This window comes from Lacrimispora amygdalina (genome assembly GCF_900205965.1).
Taxonomy (GTDB): Bacteria; Bacillota; Clostridia; order Lachnospirales; family Lachnospiraceae; genus Lacrimispora; species Lacrimispora amygdalina_A.
This window is the reverse complement of sequence record NZ_OAOF01000004.1, coordinates 185741-208695: the sequence shown is the minus strand read 5'-3', so window position 1 is coordinate 208695 and position 22955 is coordinate 185741. Positions and strand designations below refer to the sequence as shown.

Sequence of the window (22955 nt, the reverse complement as noted above, 5' to 3'; positions counted from 1 at the left end):
TACGGATTTTATGGAATCTTGTGTACACATTTACTGCGGAGATGGAAAAGGAAAAACCACCGCTGCTGTGGGCCTGGCAGTCCGCGCCAGCGGCTGTGATAAAAAGGTGCTGATTGCCCGTTTTCTCAAGACCGATCATTCAGGTGAGGTAATTGCACTTGGCACACTGTCTGGTATCACAGTCATTCCCTGTGAACAGAGCTTTGGTTTTTTTACCAACATGACTAAAGAGCAAAAAACAGCTGCCGGTATTTATTATTCCGGACTTCTTGATACCACGCTAAAGAAAGCGGCAGATGAATCCTTTGATCTGCTGGTGTTGGATGAGATCATGGCTGTGTGTAATTATGGACTGGTAAATGAGGATCAGGTGCTTCGGTTCCTCGCTGACAGACCAGAGAAACTGGAGGTAGTACTCACTGGCAGAAATCCTTCTGAAAGGCTGCTTTTACAGGCGGATTATGTGTCAGAGATTAAAAAGATAAAGCATCCGTATGACCGGGGAATAAATGCCAGAAGGGGAATTGAATATTAACGACAAAATACCTTGATTTTTGCCGGATTGTCTGATAGAGTGGAGAAAGGTGTTAACATACACCATAATATTAAGATAGAAAAAGAGAGGTAACAGGATGGCACAGGATCCTAATTTAGAGCGCGATGATATGGAACCCCAGGAGGAGATGACAGTGACACTGACCCTGGATGATGGATCGGAACTGGAGTGCGTCGTACTTACAATTTTCACAGCAGCTGAGAGAGATTATATTGCTCTGCTCCCTATGGAAGGCGCTGAAGCAGAAGAAGGAGAAGTTTATCTGTATCGCTATTCCGAAAAAGAAGACGGACAGCCAAATCTTGAAAATATCGAAGATGACGATGAATATGAGATCGTAGCAGATGCGTTTGATCAGTTGTTAGATGAAGCAGAATACGATGAACTGGTTGGCGAAGACGAAGAAGAGTAATAAGAAAATGAAGAGTGAAAAGTCGGGAAAGGTCCGGGATATGGAGCCGGTCCCGGCTTTTGATTTTATTGTATAGAAGAATAGGAGATGGAAGTATGGATAAGACAGTTGATGCCAGAGGTCTTACGTGTCCCCAGCCGGTGATAAAGACAAAGGAAGCCATGAAGGGGATGTCTCAGGGGACTTTGACCATTCTTGTTGACAATGAAATTGCAGTTCAGAATGTAGTGAAACTGGGGAATTATTCCGGTCTGAGGTCTGAATCCAGGAAGCTTTCAGAAAATGAATATCAGATACTGTTTCATATGGAAAACGGGGAACTGCATGAAGATGATACTGTATCGCAGGACGAATGCATTCCGGACAGCCGCAAAAAAGGTCTGGTAGTTGTGCTTTCCTCTGATCAGATGGGAACCGGGAGTGAAGAACTTGGCCGAATCCTGATGAAAGGGTTTGTATATGCCCTGACACAGCTGGAGGAACTGCCTGAAACCATACTGCTTTATAATGGAGGGGCCTGGCTTTCAACCGAGGGGTCCCAGTCTCTGGAGGATCTAAAGACGCTGGAAGCGCAGGGGGTAGAGATATTAACCTGTGGCACCTGTCTGAATTTTTATGGTATATCAGAAAAACTGAAGGTTGGATCAGTGACAAACATGTATGAGATAACAGAAAAAATGGCAGGGGCACGTTCCGTTCTCAGGCCGTGATAACAGAGGAATCGTAAGATGCAAATGCCCGTAAGAGATTGGTGGTCTTACGGACATTTCCCTTTATTGTCAAAACTTTTGGTATTTCCACAGGATACCCGGACTGCATACCTTCCCGTAAAGCCTGCGGAGTAAGAAGGTGCTTGACAGAATAAAGAAGATCTCAAGAGCGGTGCTGACAATACCGGTCAGAAAAAAAAGGACTGCACAGACCGCAGTGATTAACAGCAGACTTACGAAATAAAGACGATAGGCGGTCCGGTTCATACAGTATAGCTTCCAGATCACCAGAAACAGACTTAGAAGCAGGGAGATGGAAGCTGCAAACGACAATACTACGTGAAGCACTGCATGAAAAGGCCGGGTATCAGGCAGATAGGGAGTTGTGACGGCCAGAGCCAGAAGCATGAGGGCTAAAGTTGTAAATGCCTTCTCCTTTTTATTTCTGGGAAGTGTGCGGATAATCCTTTTTAATACATAATAGAAATACGTACCAACAATAATACCCCAAAGAAGAAATAAGTTTTTTCTGTCCGCCAGACTACCGAGAATGGAAAAATTAAGCGTGAACCAGTTGGTTCCCCAGGCAAACAGAATGGTATAAACAGGGATGATAAAATAAGCGGTTATAGTTAAAAAAGTCATATGGCACCTCCCGGTGTTTCTCCCATTAGTTTGCCACAAACTTAAAAAAATAACAGAAAATTATGAGGAATAAATATGATTCAGTTACCGGAAACATTTATGGAAAAGATGAAAGGACTGCTGGGGGAAGAAGCGGATGCTTTCTTTAAAAGCTATGAAGATGACCGGGCTTTGGGGCTTAGGATCAATCCTATAAAGGCAGACCCACGGGAATTTTTCAGGAATTCTCCTTTTTTATTAGAGCCGGTTCCCTGGGCATCAGAAGGTTTTTACTATCAGGCCGGTCAGCGGCCGGGAAAGCATGCCTATCATGAAGCCGGTGTTTATTATATTCAGGAACCCAGTGCCATGGCTGTGACAGAGCTTCTCGATCCGAAGCCGGGAGAAAAGATTCTGGATTTATGTGCGGCGCCAGGAGGAAAAACGACTCACATTGCAGGAAGATTGAAAGGAGAAGGGTTCCTTTTAAGCAATGAGATTCACCCTGCCAGAGCAAAAATACTGGCTCAGAATGTAGAACGGATGGGAGTGGTGAATGCCGTCGTTACCAACGAAGATTCCCGCTCGCTCGCTCTTAAATTCCCTGGGTTCTTTGACCGGATTGTGGTGGATGCGCCCTGTTCGGGGGAAGGAATGTTCCGTAAAGATGAGGCTGCCAGACTGGAATGGAGTCCGGATCATGTAACGGCATGTGCAAAAAGGCAGAATGAGATTCTTTTTCATGCAGCTTCGATGTTAAAGCCTGGGGGAACCATGGTTTATTCTACCTGCACGTTTTCGCCGGAGGAAAATGAGCAGGTGATTGAGGAATTTTTGCTGTCACATCCTGAATTTTCCATTGCAGACAGGGGGGAACGTCCGGGATTATCCCGAGGTTGTGCTTTATGGAGCAAAGCAGGAACAAAGACGCTTGATAAGACATACCGCATCTGGCCGCATAAGTCAGAGGGGGAGGGGCATTTTCTGGCAGTTCTGACAAAAGAAGAGGGTGATTGTCTGGAGAAAAAGCAGATTTATCCTTCTTATTTAAAAGATAAATCTGTCTGGAAAGAAGTTGAGGCGTTTTTAAAGGATTTCCTGGTAAAACCGGATGATTTTCTAAACCGGAACGAGTATATCCTCTTTGGGGAACAGCTTTACCTTCTTCCGCCGGAAATGATTGATTTAAAAGGGATCAAAGTGATTCGTCCGGGACTTCACATGGGAACCATAAAAAAGAACCGGTTTAAGCCTTCCCATGCACTGGCACTTTCCCTGAAAAAAGAAGCAGTTCTTCAATGGGTCAACATACCGGCAGATCAGGAAGATATGGTGAAATATTTAAAAGGCCATACGCTTCAGGAACCTGTACCCTGGCCGTCGAAGCTAAATGGTAAGGGCTGGGTGCTGGTTGAAGCAGATGGATATTCCATTGGTTTTGCAAAACTGGCTGGCAGCATTCTTAAAAATCATTATCCCAAAGGCCTTCGGTGGATGTAATACCAGGAAACTGCATATCTTCCGGAAGGGGTGCTTCAAAATGAAGCCGGACTCTGGTGACAGGGTGGATAAAGTCCAGCCGGAAGGAATGGAGAGCCTGCCGCTTTATATAGCGGTAATCCGGATTATATAAAAAATCACCTGGCAAAGGGTGTCCGATGGATTTTAGATGAACCCGGATCTGGTGGGTGCGTCCTGTCTCCAGCCGAATGCCTGCAAGGGAATGTCCGGTCACAGGATCATAAAAAAGGCGCTGAAAAAATGTTCTTGCCGGATCACCAAGAACCGGGTCCACACACCGTTCTATTGTAGAATCATGTGCTCTGGCAATGGGGGAATCGATGGTGCCTTCCATAGGAAGCTCTCCCGAAACAACGGCCAGATACCGTCTGCGGATCTCATGCTTTTTCACCATTTCAGACAGAATACATGCGCTTAAAGGATTTTTTGCGATAATTAAAAGACCGGTGGTATCCCGGTCCAGCCGGTTGATTGCACGAAAGGTAAATGGCATCTGCTTCTCCTTAAAATAGTAAGCCAGACCATTGGCCAGGGTGTTGTCGTAATTTCCCTGTGACGGATGAATGGGAACGCCGGCTGCTTTGTTGATAACCAGAAGATGCTCATCCTCAAACAGAATATCAATGGGCAGTTTACTTGGTATAATATTCTCTGAGTTCTTCTCTTCCGGAAAGGAAATGGTAAGGACTTCCCCCGGTATCAGTCTGTGGGTGGTATATACTGCCATGCCACCGGCTGTAATTGCATTCTCCGTATTGCGTAAGTGCCGGATCAGGCTCTGGGAGTATCCCTGCTCTAAGAGATACCGCTCTATAGTTGTATCGTTTGATGTCTCGGTAATCAGGTAATTCATAATCATTTTCATAAGCCGATTCTATCATGGAGGGACATGATTGACAAGAAGGAACTTGTGAGTATAATTAATTCTGAAAGCGGAAAGGGGGTTATTAAGATGTTTAATGAAGAGATGTATGAGGAATTGGAAGCAGAGTTTGAAAAGAATCACATTGAGGAAGAGGTAGAAGAGGTTTTGCTTGATTTGGCAGAAGCGCTGGCAGATAAGGGAATTCTGGATAAAGAAGTGAATTTGACGGAATCCTATGGTAAGACACAGATCTTTGCAGCCGGTATCTGCACAGAGGAAGATGGTGAGAGCAGTGTCTTAATTAAGCGCATAAGGATTGGCAGAAAAGAATTTGAGATTAACGATTATTTTTTATAAAATAATCGGAAGAAAGAAACGGAGGCAGTATAAACATGAAGGGAGACCGTGAGAAATATCCCCCCAGGGAACTTGGAATCGATCTGTTGTGTGATCTGGTGGGAGCAATTTTGTTTAATGTGGGAATCTATAACTTTGCTGTAAATGCACAGTTTGCACCGGTAGGAGTATCGGGTATTGCGTTGATTCTGCGCTATCTGTTCGGACTTCCCATGGGTATTACCAGCATTGTATTAAATATCCCCATTGTACTGGTCAGTTATAAGCTGCTTGGACGAAGATTTCTTCTGCGCTCCATGAAAAGTATGCTGATCTTTGCACTGGTTCTGGATTATATTGTTCCCATGCTGCCGGCTTATCAGGGAAATCCCTTATATGCATCTGCCTGTACGGGTATTTTTTCCGGATTGGGATTAACCATTGTTTATTTGAGAAACTGTTCCACCGGAGGAACTGACTTCCTGGTTATGGCAATCAGAAAGCTGTTTCCCCATATCACCATCGGAAAGATCTCCCTTATTGTGGATTCAGTTGTAATTTTAACCGGCGGACTGGTATTTCGAAATATTGACGCTGTTATTCTCGGTCTGGTATCTTCCATCGTGACAACCATGGTAATCGATAAAATCATGTATGGATTAGGCGCAGGTAAGCTGGTGTTTGTTGTCACTTCCCACGAAGCAGAAGTGGCTTTAAAAATTGAAGAGGCAACCGGCAGAGGCAGTACCTTTTTAAAGGGACAGGGCTCTTTTTCCAAAGATGAAAAGAATGTGGTGATGTGTGCATGCAATAATGCTCAGGTGGTCTCAATCAGAAGGGCGATCCATGAGACGGACAAGGATGCATTCTTAATTATCACCGATTCCAATGAAGTTTATGGGGAGGGCTTTAAGCCGATCAACGGTCAGTTTTAGCTCTCATCTGGTCAGGAGGGAAGGAAAGCATTAGTTTTTCATATGCTTTTCCTTTCCTGCAGCATGATCCACCATTCGGTCCTTTTGTAAAAAGCTGGCTCTCTTTACGCTGTCAGTACCGAATTTGTTTCGAATATGATCCACTGCTTTTTCCATCTCTTTCATCTTTTTTGATTGTTCTGATTCAAATAAGCTCATCTGCAGATAACTCTCATCCGAAATCTTGGTTGTGCGGACCCCGATCAGTCGCAGCGGCGTCCTGTCCCAGAACTCTTCCAGAAGTCTGCATGCATGTTCATATATAACAGTTGTGGAATCTGTAGGATTGTTCAGTGTAGTCTGATGAGTCTGGGTATGGAAGTCCCAATCCTTGATCTCAACACAGACGCAGTCGCACATCACGTGATCTCTCCGCAGCCTGGCCCCTACTGTCTCGCTTAAGGACAAAAGAATGTAGCGGGCTGTTTCCATGTCGTCCACATCCTTTGCTAAAGTGGTGCTGTTGCCGTATCCTTTATTTGCCGGTTCCCGTGAGGCCACCGGGGAAGCATCGATACCGCAGGCATAGTCATGAATTAAAACGGCATACTTCTCCCCCAGGAGGCGCTTTAAATATATCACATCGCATCCGGCCAGCTGTCCGATGGTATGAATGCCGATTCTCTCCAGCTTCTGTCTGGCGGAATGTCCCACGAAAAACAGCTCTCCGATAGGAAGCGGCCACATCTTTGTCTGAATCTCATGAGTAAACAGGGTATGGCATAGATTGGGCTTTTTAAAATCGGAGGCCATCTTGGCTAACAGTTTATTGGGCGCGATCCCGATGTTCACTGTAAATTGAAGCTCCTGCCAGACTCTCTCCCGTATCTGATTTGCTACAGCAAGGGGAGATCCGAACAAATGGATGGTGGACGTCATATCGAGAAAGGCCTCATCGATGCTGAACTGCTCGATATCCGGAGTATAATCGGACAGGAGAGCCATCAGTCTTCTGGAATATTCCAGATAGATATCAAAGCGTGCGGGGACCACAGTGAGTCCGGGACACTTGCGAAGTGCCTGGGCGATGGGTTCTCCGGTTGTTATTCCATATTCTTTTGCCGGTGTGGATTTTGCCAGTACGATTCCGTGCCTTGACTGGGCATCGCCTCCCACTGCAGAGGCTACGGTCCGTAAATCAAGTGCATTTGGATCCTGTCTTAAGCGGTCTGCAGATTCCCAGCTTAAGAATGCTGAGTTCACATCAATATGGAAAATGAGTGGCTCCCTTGACATATCCGATTCTCCTTTTTTCTTTTTATTATACCGAAAATATGTTCGGAAAGTAAAGGGGAATAATTAAAAAAACCGCGGAATAGGATAAAATAAAGTCAAGGGGGAGGCTCTTTTATGAGGCATGCCAAAGGAAAACTCCTGGCAGCAGCAGGAACCGCCGCATTCATCCTTTTTGCAGCAGCGGCGGGAACGCTGGCAGAAAAAGAGACCATTATAAACCATACATCAGTGACTTCAGAAAAAGCGGATCATAAGCCACCAATTGAGACAACCGATGAGCTGAATCTTCATGCTCAGTCAGCAGTATTGATGGATGCCTCTGCCAACCGTGTCTTATACGGGAAAAATGAAGATCTGGTACGGCCGATGGCCAGTACCACAAAGATTATGACATGTATTATTGCCCTGGAAAACGGTAACCTGTCCGACCAGGTAACTGCCACCCAGAATGCAGCAAACCAGCCAAAGGTTCATCTGGGAGTCTATAAGGGAGAAAAGATTTATCTGAAAGACTTACTTTACAGTCTGATGCTTGAATCCCACAACGATGCGGCCATGATGATTGCAGAGCATGTGGGAGGAAGCAGAGAAGGATTTGCTAAGCTCATGAACCAAAAGGCGAAGGAGCTGGGTTGCACCAATACATATTTTATTACGCCTAACGGCCTGGATGCAAAGGAAGAAATAGGCGGAGAAATCAAAGAACATGCTACCACTGCATCTGATTTAGCCAGAATTATGAATTACTGCATTGGAGCATCACCAAAAAGCAGGGAATTTCTGGAAATTACCGGCACTCAGAACTATACTTTTACAGATGTAGATGGAAAGAGGTCCTATCATTGCACCAATCACAATGCACTTCTCACGTCCATGAGCGGCGCTTTTTCCGGAAAAACGGGGTTTACCGGAGGAGCAGGCTACTCTTATGTGGGAGCAGTCAAAAGCGACGGAAGGATCTTTACCATCGCTCTTCTTGGCTGCGGGTGGCCTCCCCATAAAACTTATAAATGGTCTGATGCCAGAAAGCTGTTTCAGTACGGCATGGACCGGTTCCATTACAGGGAAGTTTATAAAGAGGTCCAGCTGCCCCAGGTGCTGATCACGGATGCAGTTCCCTTATCAGGCGGTCTTGACCAGCCTGTCATGATTTCCTGCTCCATGGCAGAGGACCGGAAGAAAAGCATAAAGCTTCTGCTGGCTGACGATGAGAAAGTCACTGTTAAGACCAGCATTGCGAAAGAGCTGAAAGCCCCTGTGGAAAAAGGGCAGGCGGTAGGTGCTGTTACATACCAGCTAAATGGTGAGACTGTAAAAGAATTTCCTGTTTATTTAACAGAAGGAACGAAACGTCTGACGGTTGTCTGGTGTTTTAAAAATATTCTATCCCGTTATCTGTCAATGCCGGGGATTATGGAAATACTCGCTTCCTCTTAACGGGAACTTATGATATACTTGACAAAAATGAATTCCCTCTTTTAACAGAAAACGGGCAGGAGGGAATGGGAGGATATGATAAAATGAATGAGAGAGATACCGTTTTCAGTGGCAGAATTAAACTTGAGAAGCTGCACAATACCAGAGATCTGGGCGGTTTTAGAACTCAGGACGGGAGAATGATACTGAAAAACAGGCTGATCAGAAGCGGCACCTTATATGAGGCAACCGGTGACGATATCCGCATATTGTCTGATAAGTGCAGACTTGGAACCATCATTGATTTCAGAACAGCCACGGAACGAATGCAGAAACCAGATCCGGATATGCCCGGTGTATGTAATATATTTAATCCCATTCTGGACGAGAAAACAGTGGGGATTACCTTTGAAGAGGAAGAACAGGAGGCAGAGGAAGGGGAGAGAGATGCATTAAAATCAATTATTCTTCATGCCTCTTCCCTGGACGGAAAACCGCAATTGTATGTGGACAGGCTTTATGAAGACCTGGTTTTAAATGACCATGCCGCTGCTTCCTATTCCCGTTTTTTCGACCTATTGCTGGAAGCAGATGACAGGGCAGTATTATGGCACTGCACAGCAGGAAAGGACCGGGTTGGTGTGGGAACTGCGCTGCTTCTTTTTGCACTTGGTGTCCGCAGAGAAACCATTATAAGGGATTTTGTGAAAACCAATGATTACGTTATGGAGCAGGTCAATCAGGTCTGCGCCCAGATCGAAAAGGAGACAGGCGATAAAGGTCTTGCGGACTGTGTCAGGATATTATTCACTGTTTCAGAGACTTATATTCTCCGTGCCTTTACTGCTATGGAACAGTCCTTTGGATCTATCGACCATTACTTAAGCACCCGGCTGTCCGTGACTCCAGGAAAAAGGTATGAGCTTAGGGCAAAGTTTTTAACAGAGTAAGTACATGAAAGGAAGTTACTAAAGTATGAATTGGAAGAAAATAGCGGCTGTGCTGGCAGGAAACACCGTATATGCGCTTGCTGTTTCCCTGTTTATTCTCCCGGACGGGCTGATTACAGGAGGCACCACAGGTCTTGCTTTGGTTGCCCATGCGAAGTTTGGAATACCGGTTGCTCTTTTTATCGGAATTTTTAATATTGTAATGTTTATTGCAGGCGCGTTTGTGCTGGGGAAAGCATTTGCACTGACAACCATGATCAGTACATTTTATTTCCCTTTCATTCTGGGGATTTTTGAGAAACTTTTGGGGAGTACGGTTATCACTCATGACCGTATGCTGGCTACTGTGTTTTCCGGCCTTCTTATTGGTGCAGGAATCGGTATGGTTATACGGGCGGGGGCATCTACCGGGGGCATGGACATACCTCCTCTGATTCTGAATAAAAAGTGGAACTTATCAATTTCTCTTACATTATCGGTATTTGACTGTCTCATACTTCTGTCCCAGATGATATTTTCCAACCTCGAACAGATCCTGTACGGAATCCTTCTTGTTCTTTTGTACACCCTTGTTCTGGATAAAGTGCTTATGACGGGACGAAATCAGATGCAGGTAAAAATTATCAGTAACAAATATGACGAGATCAGCAGGGAGATACAAAAGCGGATGGACCGTGGGACAACGCTGCTTGCCAGTGAGGGCGGTTATTTAAGGGAATCTTCCTTTGCTGTACTTACTGTGATTTCCGGAAGGCAGCTGTCAAAGCTCAATGAGCTGGTTCTTCAAATGGATCCTCATGCTTTTATGATTATCAATCAGGTTACTGAAGTGCGGGGAAGAGGTTTTACACTTCATAAGGAATACAAATAATTAAAAATGCGGACAAATATCTTACGGAAAAATGACTAAGGTTTACGGTTTTGGAAACTCTATTGACTTCCAATCTTTTCCGGTGCTATACTGTGCCCGAAGCAGTAAAAGGACGCAGGGAGGAAGTTAAAATGTTCAGGAAAAGATTCGGTTTCATAAGTTTTGTCATTGTGCTGGCTGTATTTTTTGCAGTTGGATGCGGGAAAAAGGGAGATTCTACCGCTGGTTTAAAAACTGCGCAGATGACAGAATCGGAGACTGCGGCCAGCATTACGGAAAATGCCATATCAGAAGAACATATAACGGAAGAAGGCATATCACAAGACAATACAGAAGGTACAGATCTGGCGGCTGATCAGACCTATGAGGGACCAGGAAAACAGACGGAAGCCTTTGCGGAAAAAATACAGGAAGCAGTTTCAGACCGGAGTCTGGAAACGCTGGCAGAACTTATTACCTATCCCTGTGTGTTTATTACCGGTGATCAGGAAACGATTATTCTAAAAACGCAGGAAGATCTGTTAAAGCAGAATCCGGATATGGTATTTGGTGACGATTTAATGGTTGCAGTGGCCAAAGTTGATACAGCCATGCTGAAGAAAACAGCAAAAGGAGTCGTGATGGGCGAAGGAGATTCCAGGATTGTGTTTCAGGAATCACCGGAGGGCAGCATGGGTATTACAGAAATTAAAGAATAACATTGGATACAACTCACAAATTTTTTCGACAAAAATATACAATGTGCCGGAAAAATCTACACGAATCGATATTATGCCAACGATAATTAGGAGCAATAGACCATGGATTGTAAGAAATCCATAGTTTTTTGCTCTTTTTTTACTAAATAGAGCTTGAAATAAGTTGAGATTAATTATACAATTATAATTGGCAGAAATTGGTGTTATTATATAGTCTTATCGTTATTTTTATAACGGGGCTATGCAAATATTACAAAATGGAGGATTGCAAAATGAGTAATTCAACACAAACATCAGCAGGTAATCGGATTCATGCTTTGCTTGATGAAAACAGTTTTGTTGAAGTCGGCGGCTACGTAACAGCGAGAAGTACAGACTTTAACATGACAGCAAGGGAAACTCCTTCTGACGGTGTTGTTACCGGTTACGGTACCATCGGGGGCTGCCTTGTGTATGTGTACAGCCAGGACTCTTCTGTTTTCGGAGGGGCTGTAGGAGAGATGCATGCTAAGAAAATTACACGACTTTACACCATGGCTATGAAGATGGGAGCGCCGGTAATTGGTCTGGTAGACTGCGCCGGATTACGGCTTCAGGAGGCAACAGATGCCTTGAATGGCTTTGGTGAGATCTATATGAGCCAGACTTTAGCATCAGGAGTGGTACCACAGATTATGGCGGTCTTCGGCACCTGTGGCGGCGGCATGGCTGTTTCATCAGCTATGGCAGATTTTACTTTTATGGAAGGAACGTCTGCAAAGCTGTTTGTGAATTCTCCTAACGCCATTGAGAATAACTATGCGGAAAAATTAAATACAGCTTCTGCTGACTTCCAGAGCAGGGAAGCCGGCCTGGTAGATTTTGTTGGAGATGAAGAGGAGATTCTGAGTAATATCAGAACTCTGGTCACAATTTTACCTGCTAATAGTGAGGACGACATGTCTTACGATGAGTGCACTGATGATTTAAACCGCGTTTGTTCTGATTTAGCCAACTATGTGGGAGATACAAAGATCGCACTCACGCAGATTTCTGATAATCATTTCTTTATGGAGACCGGAAAAGAATATGGCTCCTCTATGGTTACCGGCTTTATCCGTTTAAATGGAATTACCGTAGGCTGCGTTGCCAATCGAACAGAATCCTATGATGAGAATGGTTTAAAGACTAAGTCCTATGAAGCAAAATTGACGGGACAAGGCTGTGAGAAAGCTGCAGAATTTGTTGGATTCTGTGATGCATTTGATATTCCGCTGCTTACTCTGGTGAACGTAACCGGATATGAGAGCACAGCCGGTTCAGAAAAGATGATTGCAAAGGCAGCAGCTAAGCTCACTTATGCATTTGCCAATGCAACCGTGCCGAAAGTTACGGTTGTGACCGGTCAGGCGTTTGGCAGTGCTTATCTGACTATGAACAGCAAATCCATCGGTGCAGATATCGTCTATGCATGGCCTGAGGCAGTAATTGGAATGATGGACCCGGTACAGGCCGCAAAGATTATGTATGCGGATGAGATCGCAAAGGTTGAAGATGGAAAGACAGTGCTTGATGAGAAGGCGGAAAGCTACCGTGCTCTTCAGTCCAGTGCACTTTCTGCTGCAAAAAGGGGATATGTTGATGATATCATCGATGCCAGTGAAACAAGAGCCAGAGTTATCGCTGCATTTGAGATGTTATTCACAAAGAGAGAGGATCGTCCGGCAAAAAAACATGGCACGATATAGAATGAGGTGACAGGCATATGAAATTAAATTTGAAACGAGTAGTAGTGGGTCTTACTATGGCAGTCTGCCTCCTTTCATTATCTGCATGCAGCAAAGCCGGGTCTGAGGCCGGAGCTATCGATGCAGATATGAGAGCGCAGCTTGAGCAGATTCCCGTCGCCTCGTATCTGGAGCTGTACACCGGTCTTGAGGACAAGGATACCGAGCAGATGAGAAAGAGCCTGGTAAAAAAGGATGAGGTTGCAGCTCTGGCAGAGGGAATCGATTCCTGGGAGAATGTAAAGGATGAATTAGGCGGCTTTATCTCTGCTTCGGATTCTGTAAAATTAGAAGAGGGCAAGGAAGGTTACAGTGCTACGGTCAATACTGTATTTGAAAAAAGAAATATGGATTTTACCGTAACCTTTGACCACAAGCTTTCCAAGATAACCGGCGTGGCGTTTATTCCCCAGTATACGTTTGGTGAAAAGATGGAAAAAGCGGCTTTGAATACACTGATGGGAATGGGTACCGTATTTTTGGTATTGATCTTTATCAGTCTGCTGATCAGCTGTTTCCGCTACATCAGCGTTCTGGAAGCAAAGGCTGTTAATAAGAACAAACCGGCAGTTCCTGCTGCAGAGCCGGCGGCTCCTGCTGCAGATGTGAAAGAGGAAGTGGAAGAGGAACTTTCAGACGATTTAGAACTGGTGGCTGTCATAACGGCAGCAATCGCAGCATCTACAGGAAGCTCCCCAAGCGGTCTGGTGGTACGTTCCATTAAACGTGCATCAGCCGGAAAATGGAAAAAAGCATAAATAATCAGGAGGATTCTCATCATGAAAAATTATACAATTACAGTGAATGGTAATGTTTACGATGTAACCGTAGAAGAAAGCACAGGTGCAGCGGCTCCGGCAGCAGTGTCAGCTCCGTCACCGGTTAAAAAAGAGGCTGCTCCGGCACCGAAGAAGGCAGCGGTAACAGGAGCGGAAGGCTCTGTAAAAGTAACTGCTCCCATGCCTGGCAAGATCCTTGGCGTAAAGGTAAGTGCAGGCCAGGCAGTGAAAAAAGGTGAAGTCCTTATCGTTCTGGAAGCGATGAAGATGGAAAATGAAATCGTAGCACCTTCCGATGGAACAGTTGCCAGCATTCATGCAGCAGTGGGTGATTCCGTAGAAGCAGGCGCAACATTAGCTACATTAAACTAGTACGGAAAGATCCGCTAAAACGATAAATAGCGCGGATTCCTTATGGAGGGATTAACATGAATTATATCAGTAATACATTCACCAATCTTCTTCAGCAGACCGCATTCTTTAACCTGACTGCAGGAAATATGTTAATGATTCTGGTTGCCTTTATTTTTCTGTATCTGGCAATTCGGAAAGGTTTTGAACCCCTGCTTCTGGTTCCGATTTCCTTTGGTATGCTGTTGGTAAATATCTATCCGGATATTATGAAAGAGGTTGGAGCGGATGGTTCCGGCGGCGGACTGCTGCAATATTTCTTTAAACTGGATGAATGGGGGATTCTGCCTCCGCTTATCTTCATGGGCGTAGGTGCGATGACCGATTTCGGTCCTTTGATTGCAAACCCCAAGAGCTTTCTTCTGGGTGCTGCGGCGCAGTTTGGTATCTATTCTGCCTATTTTATGGCAATTCTTTTTGGATTCAACGACAAAGCGGCAGCGGCCATTTCCATTATCGGAGGAGCAGACGGCCCGACTTCCATTTTCCTTGCAGGAAAACTGGGTATGACTTCCCTTATGGGTCCCATTGCGGTAGCTGCTTACTCTTATATGGCACTTGTTCCCATTATACAGCCGCCGATTATGAAGCTTCTTACAACGGAGAAAGAACGTAAAATCAAAATGGAGCAGCTCCGCCCGGTTTCAAAACTGGAACGCATCCTGTTTCCGATTATTGTTACTACCGTTGTATGTCTGATTCTTCCCACTACAGCACCTTTAGTGGGTATGCTGATGCTGGGGAATTTATTCAAAGAATCCGGTGTTGTTAAACAGCTGGCTGAGACTGCAGGGAATGCATTAATGTATATTGTGGTAATTTTACTTGGAACATCTGTTGGAGCATCAACCAGTGCAGAAGCATTTTTAAATCTGGATACACTTAAAATCGTTCTGTTAGGTCTGATTGCATTCTCAATCGGAACAGCAGCAGGTGTTCTCTTTGGTAAGCTGATGTGCAAGGTTACAGGCGGCAAGGTGAATCCGCTCATTGGGTCAGCCGGTGTATCCGCAGTTCCCATGTCAGCCCGTGTATCCCAGAAGGTGGGATCAGAAGCAGATCCTACAAACTTCCTGCTGATGCATGCTATGGGACCAAACGTAGCCGGTGTTATCGGTACTGCAGTTGCAGCCGGTACATTCATGGCTATTTTCGGAGTAAGATAGTCTGACCGGAGACATTGATAGTTCCGGGAGCAAAGTAAATGAACAATAACCAGGAGGTAAAAAAATGGCAGATATAGAAAAAAAGCCGGTTAAGATCGTTGAGACAGTTCTTCGTGATGCTCATCAGTCTTTGCTTGCTACAAGAATGACAACTGAACAGATGCTTCCGATCGTGGAGAAGATGGACCAGGTTGGTTATTATGCAGTGGAGTGCTGGGGCGGTGCGACCTTTGATGCATGCCTGCGCTTCTTAAAAGAAGATCCCTGGGTAAGACTGAGAAAGCTGAGAGATGGTTTTAAAAATACAAAACTGCAGATGCTGTTTCGCGGTCAGAATATTCTGGGTTACAATCATTACGCAGATGATGTGGTGGAATATTTTGTACAGAAGTCCTTATCGAACGGAATTGATATTATTCGTATCTTTGACTGTCTCAATGATATCCGTAACTTACAGACTGCAGTATCAGCCTGCAACAAAGAAAAAGGGCATGCTCAGGTAGCTTTGTGCTACACCCTGGGTGACGCTTATACTCTGGAATACTGGAAAGATATTGCAAAGAGAATTGAGGATATGGGCGCAGACTCTATCTGCATAAAGGATATGGCTGGACTTCTGACACCATATAAAGCGGATGAGCTGGTTCATGCATTAAAAGAATCAACTAAGCTTCCGATTGACCTTCATACCCATTATACATCTGGTGTTGCATCCATGACCTATTTAAAGGCAGTGGAAGCAGGCTGCGATATCATTGATACCGCAATGTCTCCTCTTGCTTTAGGTACCAGCCAGCCGGCGACTGAGGTTATGGTTGAGACCTTCAGGGGTACACCTTATGACACCGGTTATGACCAGACTCTGCTGGCAGAGATTGCAGCTCATTTCCAGCCCGTCAGAGAAGAGGCATTAAAGAGTGGACGGTTAAATCCTAAGGTTCTGGGTGTGAATATTAAAACACTTCAGTATCAGGTACCAGGCGGTATGCTTTCCAATCTGGTAAGCCAGTTAAAAGAAGCAGGCCAGGAAGATAAATATTTACAGGTGCTGGAAGAGGTTCCAAGAGTAAGAAAGGATTTCGGAGAACCGCCGTTAGTTACTCCTTCTTCCCAGATTGTCGGAACACAGGCTGTTTTAAATGTTATCAGCGGAGAGCGTTATAAGATGGTAACCAAGGAATCCAAAAAGATTCTGATGGGTGAGTTCGGACAGACAGTAAAACCGTTTAATGCGGAAGTACAGAAGAAGATTATCGGTGATGAAACTCCTATTACCTGCCGTCCTGCTGATTTAATTGCACCTCAGCTTCCACAGTTCGAGAAAGAGTGTGCACCGTGGAAACAGCAGGAAGAAGATGTGCTATCCTATGCGTTATTCCCGGCTGTTGCAAAGGATTTCTTTGAATATCGTGCAGCACAGCAGACAGGAGTGGATTCCACTCTGGCAGATAAGCAGAATAAAACTTATCCGGTATAAAAAACGAATATAAGAAGTTAATATAAGAAGTCAATATAAGAAGTCAGGTCTGGAATTCCCTTTGAGGGGATACAGGCCTGATTTTTATATACTGGGAAATATTCATTGACATTTCCGGCAGAGAGAATATAATTGTTGTATAGTCAATAGTTGCAAATACAACTGTTGTAATATCAATATGGAGAATGAAATATGAACAGTCTGCTGCATTATGCTAAGAAGTACAGAAAAGAATTCATTATCGCAATCCTATGCATCGAAGCCGAGACCATATTTGAACTGATTATACCTATGATTATGGCAGATATCATTGATGTGGGCGTTGCAAACGGTAACAGAAGCTATATCTTAATGAAGGGAGGACAGATGATCGCATTTGCTGCAACTGCTCTTTTGCTGGGGCATGTATGCGCACGATTTACTGCAATCTGCGGCAATGGAATTGGAGCGGAGATCCGTAAGGCAGAATTTCAGAAGATGCAGACCTATTCCTTTGCCAATACCGACCATTTCAGCACTTCCTCCCTGGTAACAAGGCTGACCAGTGATGTTACTACCATTCAGAATTCCATTACCAATGGAATGCGTCCGGGATTCAGATCTCCGGTGATGATGATGACAGCTTTGGTTGTTTCCTTCCGGCTCAATGCCCGCCTTGCAATGGTATTCTTTATTGCGGCGCCCCTGCTTGCAGTAATTCTGATTCTTATTATTAAGAATGTCAGACCTCTTTATGGTAGAATGCAGGGGGCGATGGATCTTGTTAACCGTACCATACAGGAGAACTTAAGAGCAGTCAGAGTGGTAAAAGCGTATGTCAGGGGCGATTATGAGACAGAAAAATTCGGAGAGGTCAATGCCTCGTTAAAAAATGCTTCGGAACGTTCCTTCTCACTGGCAGCACTTAACATGCCTGCCATGCAGTTTGTGATGTACGGTACGATTTTAAGTATTCTGTGGTTTGGGGGGAACCTGGTGATCGGAGAGGGTATGAAGGTGGGAGCTCTTACCAGCTTTTTAAGCTATGTGCTCCAGGTTCTGAATTCTCTTATGATGTTTTCCAATGTATTCCTCTTATTTACCAGATCCCTGACTTCCTGGAGGAGAATCTCAGAAGTTCTTGAGGAAGAACCTGCCATTCGTGATGATTTGGCATCTGACATTGAGATTACACAGGGAGGAATACGCTTTGATCATGTATACTTTAAATACAAGGATACTGCAAAAGAGTATGTGCTCTCAGACATATCTTTTCAGATTCAGCCTGGACAGACGATTGGAATCATCGGGCAGACAGGTGCTGCGAAAAGTACACTGGTCCAGCTCATTCAGCGTCTGTATGAGATAAACTCAGGAGAAATACTGATAGACGGTCAGCCGATTCGGCACTATACGCAGGATCATTTAAGGGAAGCCATTGGCATGGTACTACAGAAAAATACTTTGTTCTCAGGGACAGTGAAGGAAAATATCTGCTGGGGAAAGGAGAATGCTTCTGATGAGGAGATTAAAGAGGCATGCCGGATTGCCTGTGTGGACGAATTCATTGACAGGCTGGATAATGGTTATGATACCGTTCTCGGTCAGGGAGGGGTTAATCTTTCCGGCGGCCAGAAGCAGAGACTCTGTATCGCAAGGGCAGTGATAAAAAGGCCAAGAATCCTGATTCTGGACGATTCCACAAGCGCTCTTGACACAGCTACGGAGCAGAAGATCAATGAAGCTTTAAAAGATTCACTTCCCGACATGACAAAGATTATTATCAGTCAGAGAATCTCTTCGGTTTCCCATGGAGACCAGATTATTGTTTTGGATGACGGCAGAGTGAATGCAACAGGTACACATAAAGAACTGCTTAAGAACAATGAAATCTATCGGGATATCTTTGAATCCCAGCAGAAAGGAGGAGGACTTTTGGCATGAAACCCACAGGACATACAAGACCAAAGAATACGAAAAAGACCCTGCTCCATCTTTTGAATTACCTTGGGCATTACAGACGTTCCTTATTTCTGATTGCAGTTCTGGTATGCATCAGTGCAAGTTCAGGAATTGCAGGAACCTATCTTCTAAAGCCGGTGATTAACCGTTATATTCTTCCGGGAGATATTCCGGGGCTGATACGAATGATTCTGATCATGGGATGCCTGTATCTGGCAGGTGCTCTTTCCAGTCTGATATACAGCAGAATGATGGTTCATGTATCCCAGCAGGTCGTGAGCGATATCAGGATGGATTTGTTTTGCCACACCCAGAAGCTTCCCCTTGTATTTTTTGATACCCACACCCACGGCGAGCTGATGAGCCATTTTACCAACGATGTGGATACCATATCAGAGGCGTTAAACAACAGCTTTACACTGCTGATTCAAAGCTTTATTACTTCAACAGGAACGATTATCATGCTGCTGGTCCTGGATGTGCGTCTTTCCATGATCGTTATTTTCTTTCTTGCAGTTATGCTGCTTTATATCCGTCATAACGGAAGTATGAGTAAAAAATATTTTGCAAAACAGCAGAGGAACCTTGGTCATGTCAATGGATTTGTGGAAGAGATGGTGGAGGGTCAGAAAGAAGAAAAAATTTTTCGTCATGAGAAGCAGAATTTTGAAAAGTTTTGTGAATTAAACGAAGCACTTCGAATCTCTTCCACAAAAGCGTCAGTTTACACGGGAATCACGGTTCCCACAATTGTTGCGCTGTCCTATTTTAACTATGCAGTCTCCGCCTGCGTGGGAGGATTATTTGCAATCTCCGGTCTGATTAATCTGGGGACACTGGCATCTTATCTTGTGTATGTAAGGCAAAGTGCCATGCCGATGAATCAGTTTACCATGCAGATTAATTTCCTGATGGTGGCACTTGCCAGCGCGGAGAAGATCTTTTTGATGATGGAGCAGGAACAGGAAGTGGATGAAGGAAATGTTACTCTGGTAAAGGCAGAGGAAGAGGAGAACGGTTCTTTTAAGGAATCTGACGTTTATACAGGAAAATTTGCCTGGAAGATCCCCGATGAGAGGGAAGGATATCGTCTGGTTCCTCTAAAGGGAGATGTGCGTTTTCATGAGGTGGTTTTTGGCTATAAACAGGAGCATTCCATCCTGAATGGAATCAGTTTATACGCAAAACCAGGACAGAAGATTGCATTTGTAGGCTCTACCGGAGCCGGAAAGACCACCATTATCAATCTGGTCAACCGGTTCTACGAATTAAATGATGGGCTGATCACCTATGATGGAATTGATATCCGTCAGATAAAAAAGGATGAATTAAGACGCTCTATTTCACTGATTGTTCAGGATACTCATTTATTTACCGGAACAATTGCCGATAATATCCGGTATGGAAGGCTGAATGCTACTGAGGAGGACGTACTGGAGGCGGCAAAAATTGCAAATGCGGATTCCTTTATCAGAAGACTTCCTGCAGGCTACGATACCATGCTTGAAAATGACGGAAGTAATTTATCCCAGGGCCAGAGACAGCTGATCGCCATAGCACGGGCTGCCATTTCCCGTCCGCCGGTACTGGTGATGGATGAGGCGACCAGCTCCATCGATACACGGACGGAAAAGCTGATTGAAAAGGGAATGGACAGACTGATGAACGGGCGGACCGTCTTTGTCATTGCCCACAGACTTTCAACTGTACGCAATTCCCGGGCTATTCTGGTTCTGGAACGGGGAGAGATTATTGAACGTGGAAATCATGAGGAACTGCTTGAACAGCAGGGCAGGTATTACCAGCTCTATACAGGGCAGTTTGAACTGGAATAAACAAGAAGGAGGCAAATTGTGAATAAACTAACGATCAGGGAAATGCTGGTGCGGGGGGAAAAAGCCAGGAAGCAGGCTTTATTTCCGCTGTTATCTGAAATGGGGCTGATACCAGGACAGGGGCAGGCAAAAATATTATATCGTCTTTTGCTAAATGACCGTGTTACCCAAAAAGATCTGGCAGACCAATGCAGAATTGATACAGCAGCCATGTCAAGAAATATTGATAAGCTGGAGGGGCTTGGACTTCTTGTCCGGGAGAGCAACCCTGACTGCAGGAGATCCTTTTTAATCTGCCTGACAAAAAAGGGGTATGCAGAGGCAAAGCAGATCAAAAAGGTGTTTGAGCAGTTTGAAGACATAGTCAGTGAGGGGATTGCTCCGGAGGAGATTGAAGTTTTTTACCGTGTTATGGAGCACATGTGTACCAATCTGGAACGTTTTAATGCTGCAGAAAGCCAAACGTAATGTGAGTCATTGTGTATGCCCTCATTATATGTCAAAATATTCTCTGATATAAAAAGCCATTAGAAGATCGAATTTAATTTTAGAATCATCCAATTCTGTTCCTAACAACTCTTTGATTTTTTTCATCCGGTATATGACCGTGTTCCGGTGGGTGTGCAGTTTGCCCGCAGTTTTAAGCAGATTGCAGTCAGACAGGAGGAAGACTTTCAGGGTATCCATGTAATCGGTATCATGGGCTGAATCAAAGTCTTCCAGCACCCCCAGGCTGTTTTTGCACACAGACTGCAGCAGCTCCGGGTCAGAGGAGGAAAAAAGAATCTGAAATAACCCAAGCTCATCAAAATTAACAGAAGGAATACTCCAGAACAGGGACGCGGCCAGGGCAAAACGGGCGCGTTTATAACAGACTCCTATCTTATCGAGGGTATGAAATTCATTGCCAATCCCCAGCGTTATGCCGTCATAATACATAAGGATATCCATAATTTCGCTCAGTGAAGGGGTGGACTGGCAGATAAGATAGAGAAGGATCTGCAGATTATCGTGTTCAAAAAGATGATATTTTAACGAGAGACGGTTTAAGGTAAACGTAATTCTGGTAATATTGCGCAGATTTTGAATCACAATGATCCGGTAGCCGGCTGCAGTTGGAAAACCGTTCTGGTTTAAGGTCATAAGAGTGGTATCGTGAATCGGGTCCTGATAAAGGGCCGACTGAAATGCAGCGTTTAAATGGTCCGCATTCTGAGTATCATGAAGGAGTGTTTTGCAATAGTCCTGCATGATGTCTACCAGATGAATTTTCCATGGCATGGTGATTAAAGGGAATTTATTGATTCTGCAAAAATCCAGAATCTCAGGGGATAAATCGGCTGTTTCCAGGTATTTCCCCACATTGATGAGAAGCCCGCTGCAGTTGTAAGTCACCAGAGAGCAGATAAATTCAAACAGACAGGTTCCGCTTTGTGTAAACAGTCCAGTCGTTATAACCAGCTCTCCTCCCTTTAAAAAGGATATATTCTGAATATCCTCTGCCAGGTAAATCCAGGAGACAGAGTTTGAAAGTCCGTTTTCACCGCTGTGAAGGACAAGGCTGTATTTTTCAGATCCAGAATGATACAAATCAGAAACTTTAGTTCTCATAATCGTTGCCTCCTCTCAGATTGAGGGTAAGTATACCATACATTGTACTTAAAGTACAATAACTAAAAAAAAGATTGGAATCTGCAGACATTGCAGGGGTAACCGGGAGGGGATATAATAAATGTTATAACAAATCCTTCAGAAGAGAGGTGCACCATATGAAAGAAAAGTTTGTTGTTACGATTACGAGGCAGTTTGGAAGTCTGGGGAGACCCATAGCCAGAATGGTCAGCGAGAACCTTGGAATCGAATATTATGACCGGGATATCGTTGAGATGACATCCAAAGATTTAAATCTTCCGGTTTCTGCTGTCAGCGATGTGGAAGAAAGTGCAAAATCAGCATTCTTTAACATGAACTATCCTCTTGGTATGGGGACCACAAACATTCAGGATTCGGTCTTTGCAGCCCAGAAAAAGATTATTATTGATCTGGCAGAGAAGGAATCGTGCATCATCGTAGGCAGATGCGCGGATCATATTTTGGAGGATTATAAGAATACGATCCACATTTTCATCTATGCGCCCTATGAGGCAAGGCTGAAAAACTGTGTGGAACGTCTTAACATGAGACCAGATGAGGCCAGGAGGATGATCGCTTCGGTCGATAAGGCGAGAGAGTCCTATCACAGGCATTACTGCGGTTATGTGATGTCTGACAAGGAACATAAGCATATCATGATTGATTCCAGTCTGCTGGGAGTGGAAGGTACCTGTGAAATCTTAACTGAAATTATCCGCAAAAAATTCAAGAACATGCTGTAAAAACACATTCATATAGAATATACCAGGCAATGAAGC

Annotated in this window: 23 protein-coding genes; 19 read left to right on the top strand and 4 right to left on the bottom strand. The window is 44.5% G+C overall.

Translation table 11 applies throughout. The annotated features are described in order from the left end of the window. Nucleotides 1-10: 10 nt before the first annotated feature. The 3 genes from CRO04_RS07760 (at nucleotide 11) to yedF (ending at nucleotide 1678) form a co-directional block, all read left to right on the top strand. Nucleotides 11-535 carry a cob(I)yrinic acid a,c-diamide adenosyltransferase gene (locus CRO04_RS07760; protein ID WP_097003665.1) on the top strand — a complete coding sequence of 175 codons (525 nt, stop codon included), beginning with the start codon at nucleotides 11-13 and terminating at the stop codon, nucleotides 533-535. Between the two features lie 97 nt (nucleotides 536-632). Next, the gene (locus tag CRO04_RS07755) at nucleotides 633-968 is read left to right on the top strand and encodes a DUF1292 domain-containing protein (protein WP_097003664.1); all 336 of its coding nucleotides are present in this window, start codon (nucleotides 633-635) and stop codon (nucleotides 966-968) included. A gap of 95 nt (nucleotides 969-1063) precedes the next feature. After that, on the top strand, nucleotides 1064-1678 hold the full coding sequence (yedF, locus tag CRO04_RS07750; protein ID WP_097003663.1) for a sulfurtransferase-like selenium metabolism protein YedF: 615 nt from the start codon (nucleotides 1064-1066) through the stop codon (nucleotides 1676-1678). Nucleotides 1679-1747: 69 nt separating this feature from the next. Here yedF and CRO04_RS07745 read toward each other — a convergent pair whose 3' ends face one another. Continuing rightward, nucleotides 1748-2323: a hypothetical protein gene (locus CRO04_RS07745; RefSeq protein WP_097003662.1), complete on the bottom strand. Its 576-nt coding sequence runs from the start codon at nucleotides 2321-2323 to the stop codon at nucleotides 1748-1750. Between the two features lie 75 nt (nucleotides 2324-2398). Between CRO04_RS07745 and CRO04_RS07740 the strand changes: the two genes are divergently transcribed. Next, nucleotides 2399-3802 carry an RsmB/NOP family class I SAM-dependent RNA methyltransferase gene (locus tag CRO04_RS07740; protein WP_207654417.1) on the top strand — a complete coding sequence of 468 codons (1404 nt, stop codon included), beginning with the start codon at nucleotides 2399-2401 and terminating at the stop codon, nucleotides 3800-3802. On the opposite strand, the gene CRO04_RS07735 is transcribed toward CRO04_RS07740, so the two are convergent. Beyond that, complete coding sequence (locus tag CRO04_RS07735) at nucleotides 3765-4688, bottom strand: RluA family pseudouridine synthase (protein ID WP_097003661.1); 924 nt, start codon at nucleotides 4686-4688, stop codon at nucleotides 3765-3767. The two genes, CRO04_RS07740 and CRO04_RS07735, sit on opposite strands and share 38 nt — an antisense overlap. 24 nt (nucleotides 4689-4712) lie before the next feature. Here CRO04_RS07735 and CRO04_RS07730 point away from each other — a divergent pair, with 24 nt between their 5' ends. Both CRO04_RS07730 and CRO04_RS07725 read left to right on the top strand, forming a co-directional pair. Next, a complete protein-coding gene (locus CRO04_RS07730; RefSeq protein ID WP_242974381.1) occupies nucleotides 4713-5045 on the top strand; it encodes a U-box domain-containing protein 56 in 333 nt (110 codons plus the stop codon). Between the two features lie 35 nt (nucleotides 5046-5080). Further along, a complete protein-coding gene (locus CRO04_RS07725; protein ID WP_097003660.1) occupies nucleotides 5081-5959 on the top strand; it encodes a YitT family protein in 879 nt (292 codons plus the stop codon). A 30-nt stretch (nucleotides 5960-5989) separates the two neighbouring features. Here CRO04_RS07725 and CRO04_RS07720 read toward each other — a convergent pair whose 3' ends face one another. Then, on the bottom strand, nucleotides 5990-7234 hold the full coding sequence (locus CRO04_RS07720; RefSeq protein ID WP_097003659.1) for a DNA polymerase Y family protein: 1245 nt from the start codon (nucleotides 7232-7234) through the stop codon (nucleotides 5990-5992). A gap of 114 nt (nucleotides 7235-7348) precedes the next feature. Between CRO04_RS07720 and CRO04_RS07715 the strand changes: the two genes are divergently transcribed. The 12 genes from CRO04_RS07715 (at nucleotide 7349) to CRO04_RS07660 (ending at nucleotide 21012) form a co-directional block, all read left to right on the top strand. Next, nucleotides 7349-8671 carry a D-alanyl-D-alanine carboxypeptidase family protein gene (locus CRO04_RS07715; RefSeq protein WP_097003658.1) on the top strand — a complete coding sequence of 441 codons (1323 nt, stop codon included), beginning with the start codon at nucleotides 7349-7351 and terminating at the stop codon, nucleotides 8669-8671. 83 nt (nucleotides 8672-8754) lie between these two features. Further along, nucleotides 8755-9600, top strand: coding sequence for a tyrosine-protein phosphatase (locus CRO04_RS07710; RefSeq protein ID WP_166432499.1), 846 nt, complete (start codon nucleotides 8755-8757; stop codon nucleotides 9598-9600). A 25-nt stretch (nucleotides 9601-9625) separates the two neighbouring features. Next, entirely contained in the window at nucleotides 9626-10471 is an 846-nt protein-coding gene (locus CRO04_RS07705; protein ID WP_097003656.1) for a YitT family protein, read from the top strand. 131 nt (nucleotides 10472-10602) lie between these two features. After that, the gene (locus CRO04_RS07700; RefSeq protein WP_097003655.1) at nucleotides 10603-11169 is read left to right on the top strand and encodes a hypothetical protein; all 567 of its coding nucleotides are present in this window, start codon (nucleotides 10603-10605) and stop codon (nucleotides 11167-11169) included. Nucleotides 11170-11441: 272 nt separating this feature from the next. After that, nucleotides 11442-12896: an acyl-CoA carboxylase subunit beta gene (locus CRO04_RS07695; RefSeq protein WP_097003654.1), complete on the top strand. Its 1455-nt coding sequence runs from the start codon at nucleotides 11442-11444 to the stop codon at nucleotides 12894-12896. Nucleotides 12897-12913: 17 nt separating this feature from the next. Continuing rightward, on the top strand, nucleotides 12914-13693 hold the full coding sequence (locus CRO04_RS07690) for an OadG family transporter subunit (protein ID WP_097003653.1): 780 nt from the start codon (nucleotides 12914-12916) through the stop codon (nucleotides 13691-13693). A gap of 21 nt (nucleotides 13694-13714) precedes the next feature. Continuing rightward, nucleotides 13715-14086 (top strand): biotin/lipoyl-containing protein, encoded by a 372-nt coding sequence (locus tag CRO04_RS07685; protein ID WP_097003652.1) that lies wholly within the window; start codon nucleotides 13715-13717, stop codon nucleotides 14084-14086. Between the two features lie 56 nt (nucleotides 14087-14142). Next, nucleotides 14143-15291, top strand: a complete 1149-nt coding sequence (locus CRO04_RS07680) for a sodium ion-translocating decarboxylase subunit beta (RefSeq protein WP_097003651.1) — start codon at nucleotides 14143-14145, stop codon at nucleotides 15289-15291. A 64-nt stretch (nucleotides 15292-15355) separates the two neighbouring features. After that, nucleotides 15356-16768 carry an oxaloacetate decarboxylase subunit alpha gene (locus CRO04_RS07675; RefSeq protein WP_097003650.1) on the top strand — a complete coding sequence of 471 codons (1413 nt, stop codon included), beginning with the start codon at nucleotides 15356-15358 and terminating at the stop codon, nucleotides 16766-16768. A 192-nt stretch (nucleotides 16769-16960) separates the two neighbouring features. Then, nucleotides 16961-18691, top strand: a complete 1731-nt coding sequence (locus tag CRO04_RS07670; protein ID WP_097003649.1) for an ABC transporter ATP-binding protein — start codon at nucleotides 16961-16963, stop codon at nucleotides 18689-18691. Continuing rightward, a complete protein-coding gene (locus tag CRO04_RS07665; RefSeq protein ID WP_097003648.1) occupies nucleotides 18688-20544 on the top strand; it encodes an ABC transporter ATP-binding protein in 1857 nt (618 codons plus the stop codon). Before CRO04_RS07670 ends, CRO04_RS07665 begins: the two co-directional genes overlap by 4 nt. A gap of 18 nt (nucleotides 20545-20562) precedes the next feature. After that, entirely contained in the window at nucleotides 20563-21012 is a 450-nt protein-coding gene (locus CRO04_RS07660; RefSeq protein ID WP_242974379.1) for a MarR family winged helix-turn-helix transcriptional regulator, read from the top strand. 24 nt (nucleotides 21013-21036) lie between these two features. Here the strand turns inward: CRO04_RS07660 and CRO04_RS07655 are convergent, their stop codons facing one another. Beyond that, on the bottom strand, nucleotides 21037-22155 hold the full coding sequence (locus tag CRO04_RS07655; RefSeq protein WP_097003647.1) for a PucR family transcriptional regulator ligand-binding domain-containing protein: 1119 nt from the start codon (nucleotides 22153-22155) through the stop codon (nucleotides 21037-21039). Between the two features lie 158 nt (nucleotides 22156-22313). On the opposite strand from CRO04_RS07655, the gene CRO04_RS07650 reads away from it, so the two are divergent. Next, nucleotides 22314-22919 carry an AAA family ATPase gene (locus tag CRO04_RS07650; RefSeq protein WP_097003646.1) on the top strand — a complete coding sequence of 202 codons (606 nt, stop codon included), beginning with the start codon at nucleotides 22314-22316 and terminating at the stop codon, nucleotides 22917-22919. Nucleotides 22920-22955 lie beyond the last annotated feature (36 nt).

Excerpts from the sequence above, each read along its gene's own strand:
- CRO04_RS07705 (WP_097003656.1), top strand. The coding sequence starts at position 9,626 with ATGAATTGGAAGAAAATAGCGGCTGTGCTGGCAGGAAACACCGTATAT.
- CRO04_RS07730 (WP_242974381.1), top strand. The coding sequence starts at position 4,713 with ATGATTGACAAGAAGGAACTTGTGAGTATAATTAATTCTGAAAGCGGA.
- CRO04_RS07740 (WP_207654417.1), top strand. The coding sequence starts at position 2,399 with ATGATTCAGTTACCGGAAACATTTATGGAAAAGATGAAAGGACTGCTG.
- CRO04_RS07700 (WP_097003655.1), top strand. The coding sequence starts at position 10,603 with ATGTTCAGGAAAAGATTCGGTTTCATAAGTTTTGTCATTGTGCTGGCT.
- CRO04_RS07715 (WP_097003658.1), top strand. The coding sequence starts at position 7,349 with ATGAGGCATGCCAAAGGAAAACTCCTGGCAGCAGCAGGAACCGCCGCA.
- CRO04_RS07665 (WP_097003648.1), top strand. The coding sequence starts at position 18,688 with ATGAAACCCACAGGACATACAAGACCAAAGAATACGAAAAAGACCCTG.
- CRO04_RS07720 (WP_097003659.1), bottom strand. The coding sequence starts at position 7,234 with ATGTCAAGGGAGCCACTCATTTTCCATATTGATGTGAACTCAGCATTC.
- CRO04_RS07655 (WP_097003647.1), bottom strand. The coding sequence starts at position 22,155 with ATGAGAACTAAAGTTTCTGATTTGTATCATTCTGGATCTGAAAAATAC.
- CRO04_RS07685 (WP_097003652.1), top strand. The coding sequence starts at position 13,715 with ATGAAAAATTATACAATTACAGTGAATGGTAATGTTTACGATGTAACC.
- CRO04_RS07735 (WP_097003661.1), bottom strand. The coding sequence starts at position 4,688 with ATGAAAATGATTATGAATTACCTGATTACCGAGACATCAAACGATACA.
- CRO04_RS07725 (WP_097003660.1), top strand. The coding sequence starts at position 5,081 with ATGAAGGGAGACCGTGAGAAATATCCCCCCAGGGAACTTGGAATCGAT.
- CRO04_RS07675 (WP_097003650.1), top strand. The coding sequence starts at position 15,356 with ATGGCAGATATAGAAAAAAAGCCGGTTAAGATCGTTGAGACAGTTCTT.
- CRO04_RS07745 (WP_097003662.1), bottom strand. The coding sequence starts at position 2,323 with ATGACTTTTTTAACTATAACCGCTTATTTTATCATCCCTGTTTATACC.
- CRO04_RS07680 (WP_097003651.1), top strand. The coding sequence starts at position 14,143 with ATGAATTATATCAGTAATACATTCACCAATCTTCTTCAGCAGACCGCA.
- CRO04_RS07755 (WP_097003664.1), top strand. The coding sequence starts at position 633 with ATGGCACAGGATCCTAATTTAGAGCGCGATGATATGGAACCCCAGGAG.
- CRO04_RS07710 (WP_166432499.1), top strand. The coding sequence starts at position 8,755 with ATGAATGAGAGAGATACCGTTTTCAGTGGCAGAATTAAACTTGAGAAG.
- CRO04_RS07670 (WP_097003649.1), top strand. The coding sequence starts at position 16,961 with ATGAACAGTCTGCTGCATTATGCTAAGAAGTACAGAAAAGAATTCATT.
- CRO04_RS07650 (WP_097003646.1), top strand. The coding sequence starts at position 22,314 with ATGAAAGAAAAGTTTGTTGTTACGATTACGAGGCAGTTTGGAAGTCTG.
- CRO04_RS07690 (WP_097003653.1), top strand. The coding sequence starts at position 12,914 with ATGAAATTAAATTTGAAACGAGTAGTAGTGGGTCTTACTATGGCAGTC.
- yedF (WP_097003663.1), top strand. The coding sequence starts at position 1,064 with ATGGATAAGACAGTTGATGCCAGAGGTCTTACGTGTCCCCAGCCGGTG.
- CRO04_RS07695 (WP_097003654.1), top strand. The coding sequence starts at position 11,442 with ATGAGTAATTCAACACAAACATCAGCAGGTAATCGGATTCATGCTTTG.
- CRO04_RS07760 (WP_097003665.1), top strand. The coding sequence starts at position 11 with ATGGAATCTTGTGTACACATTTACTGCGGAGATGGAAAAGGAAAAACC.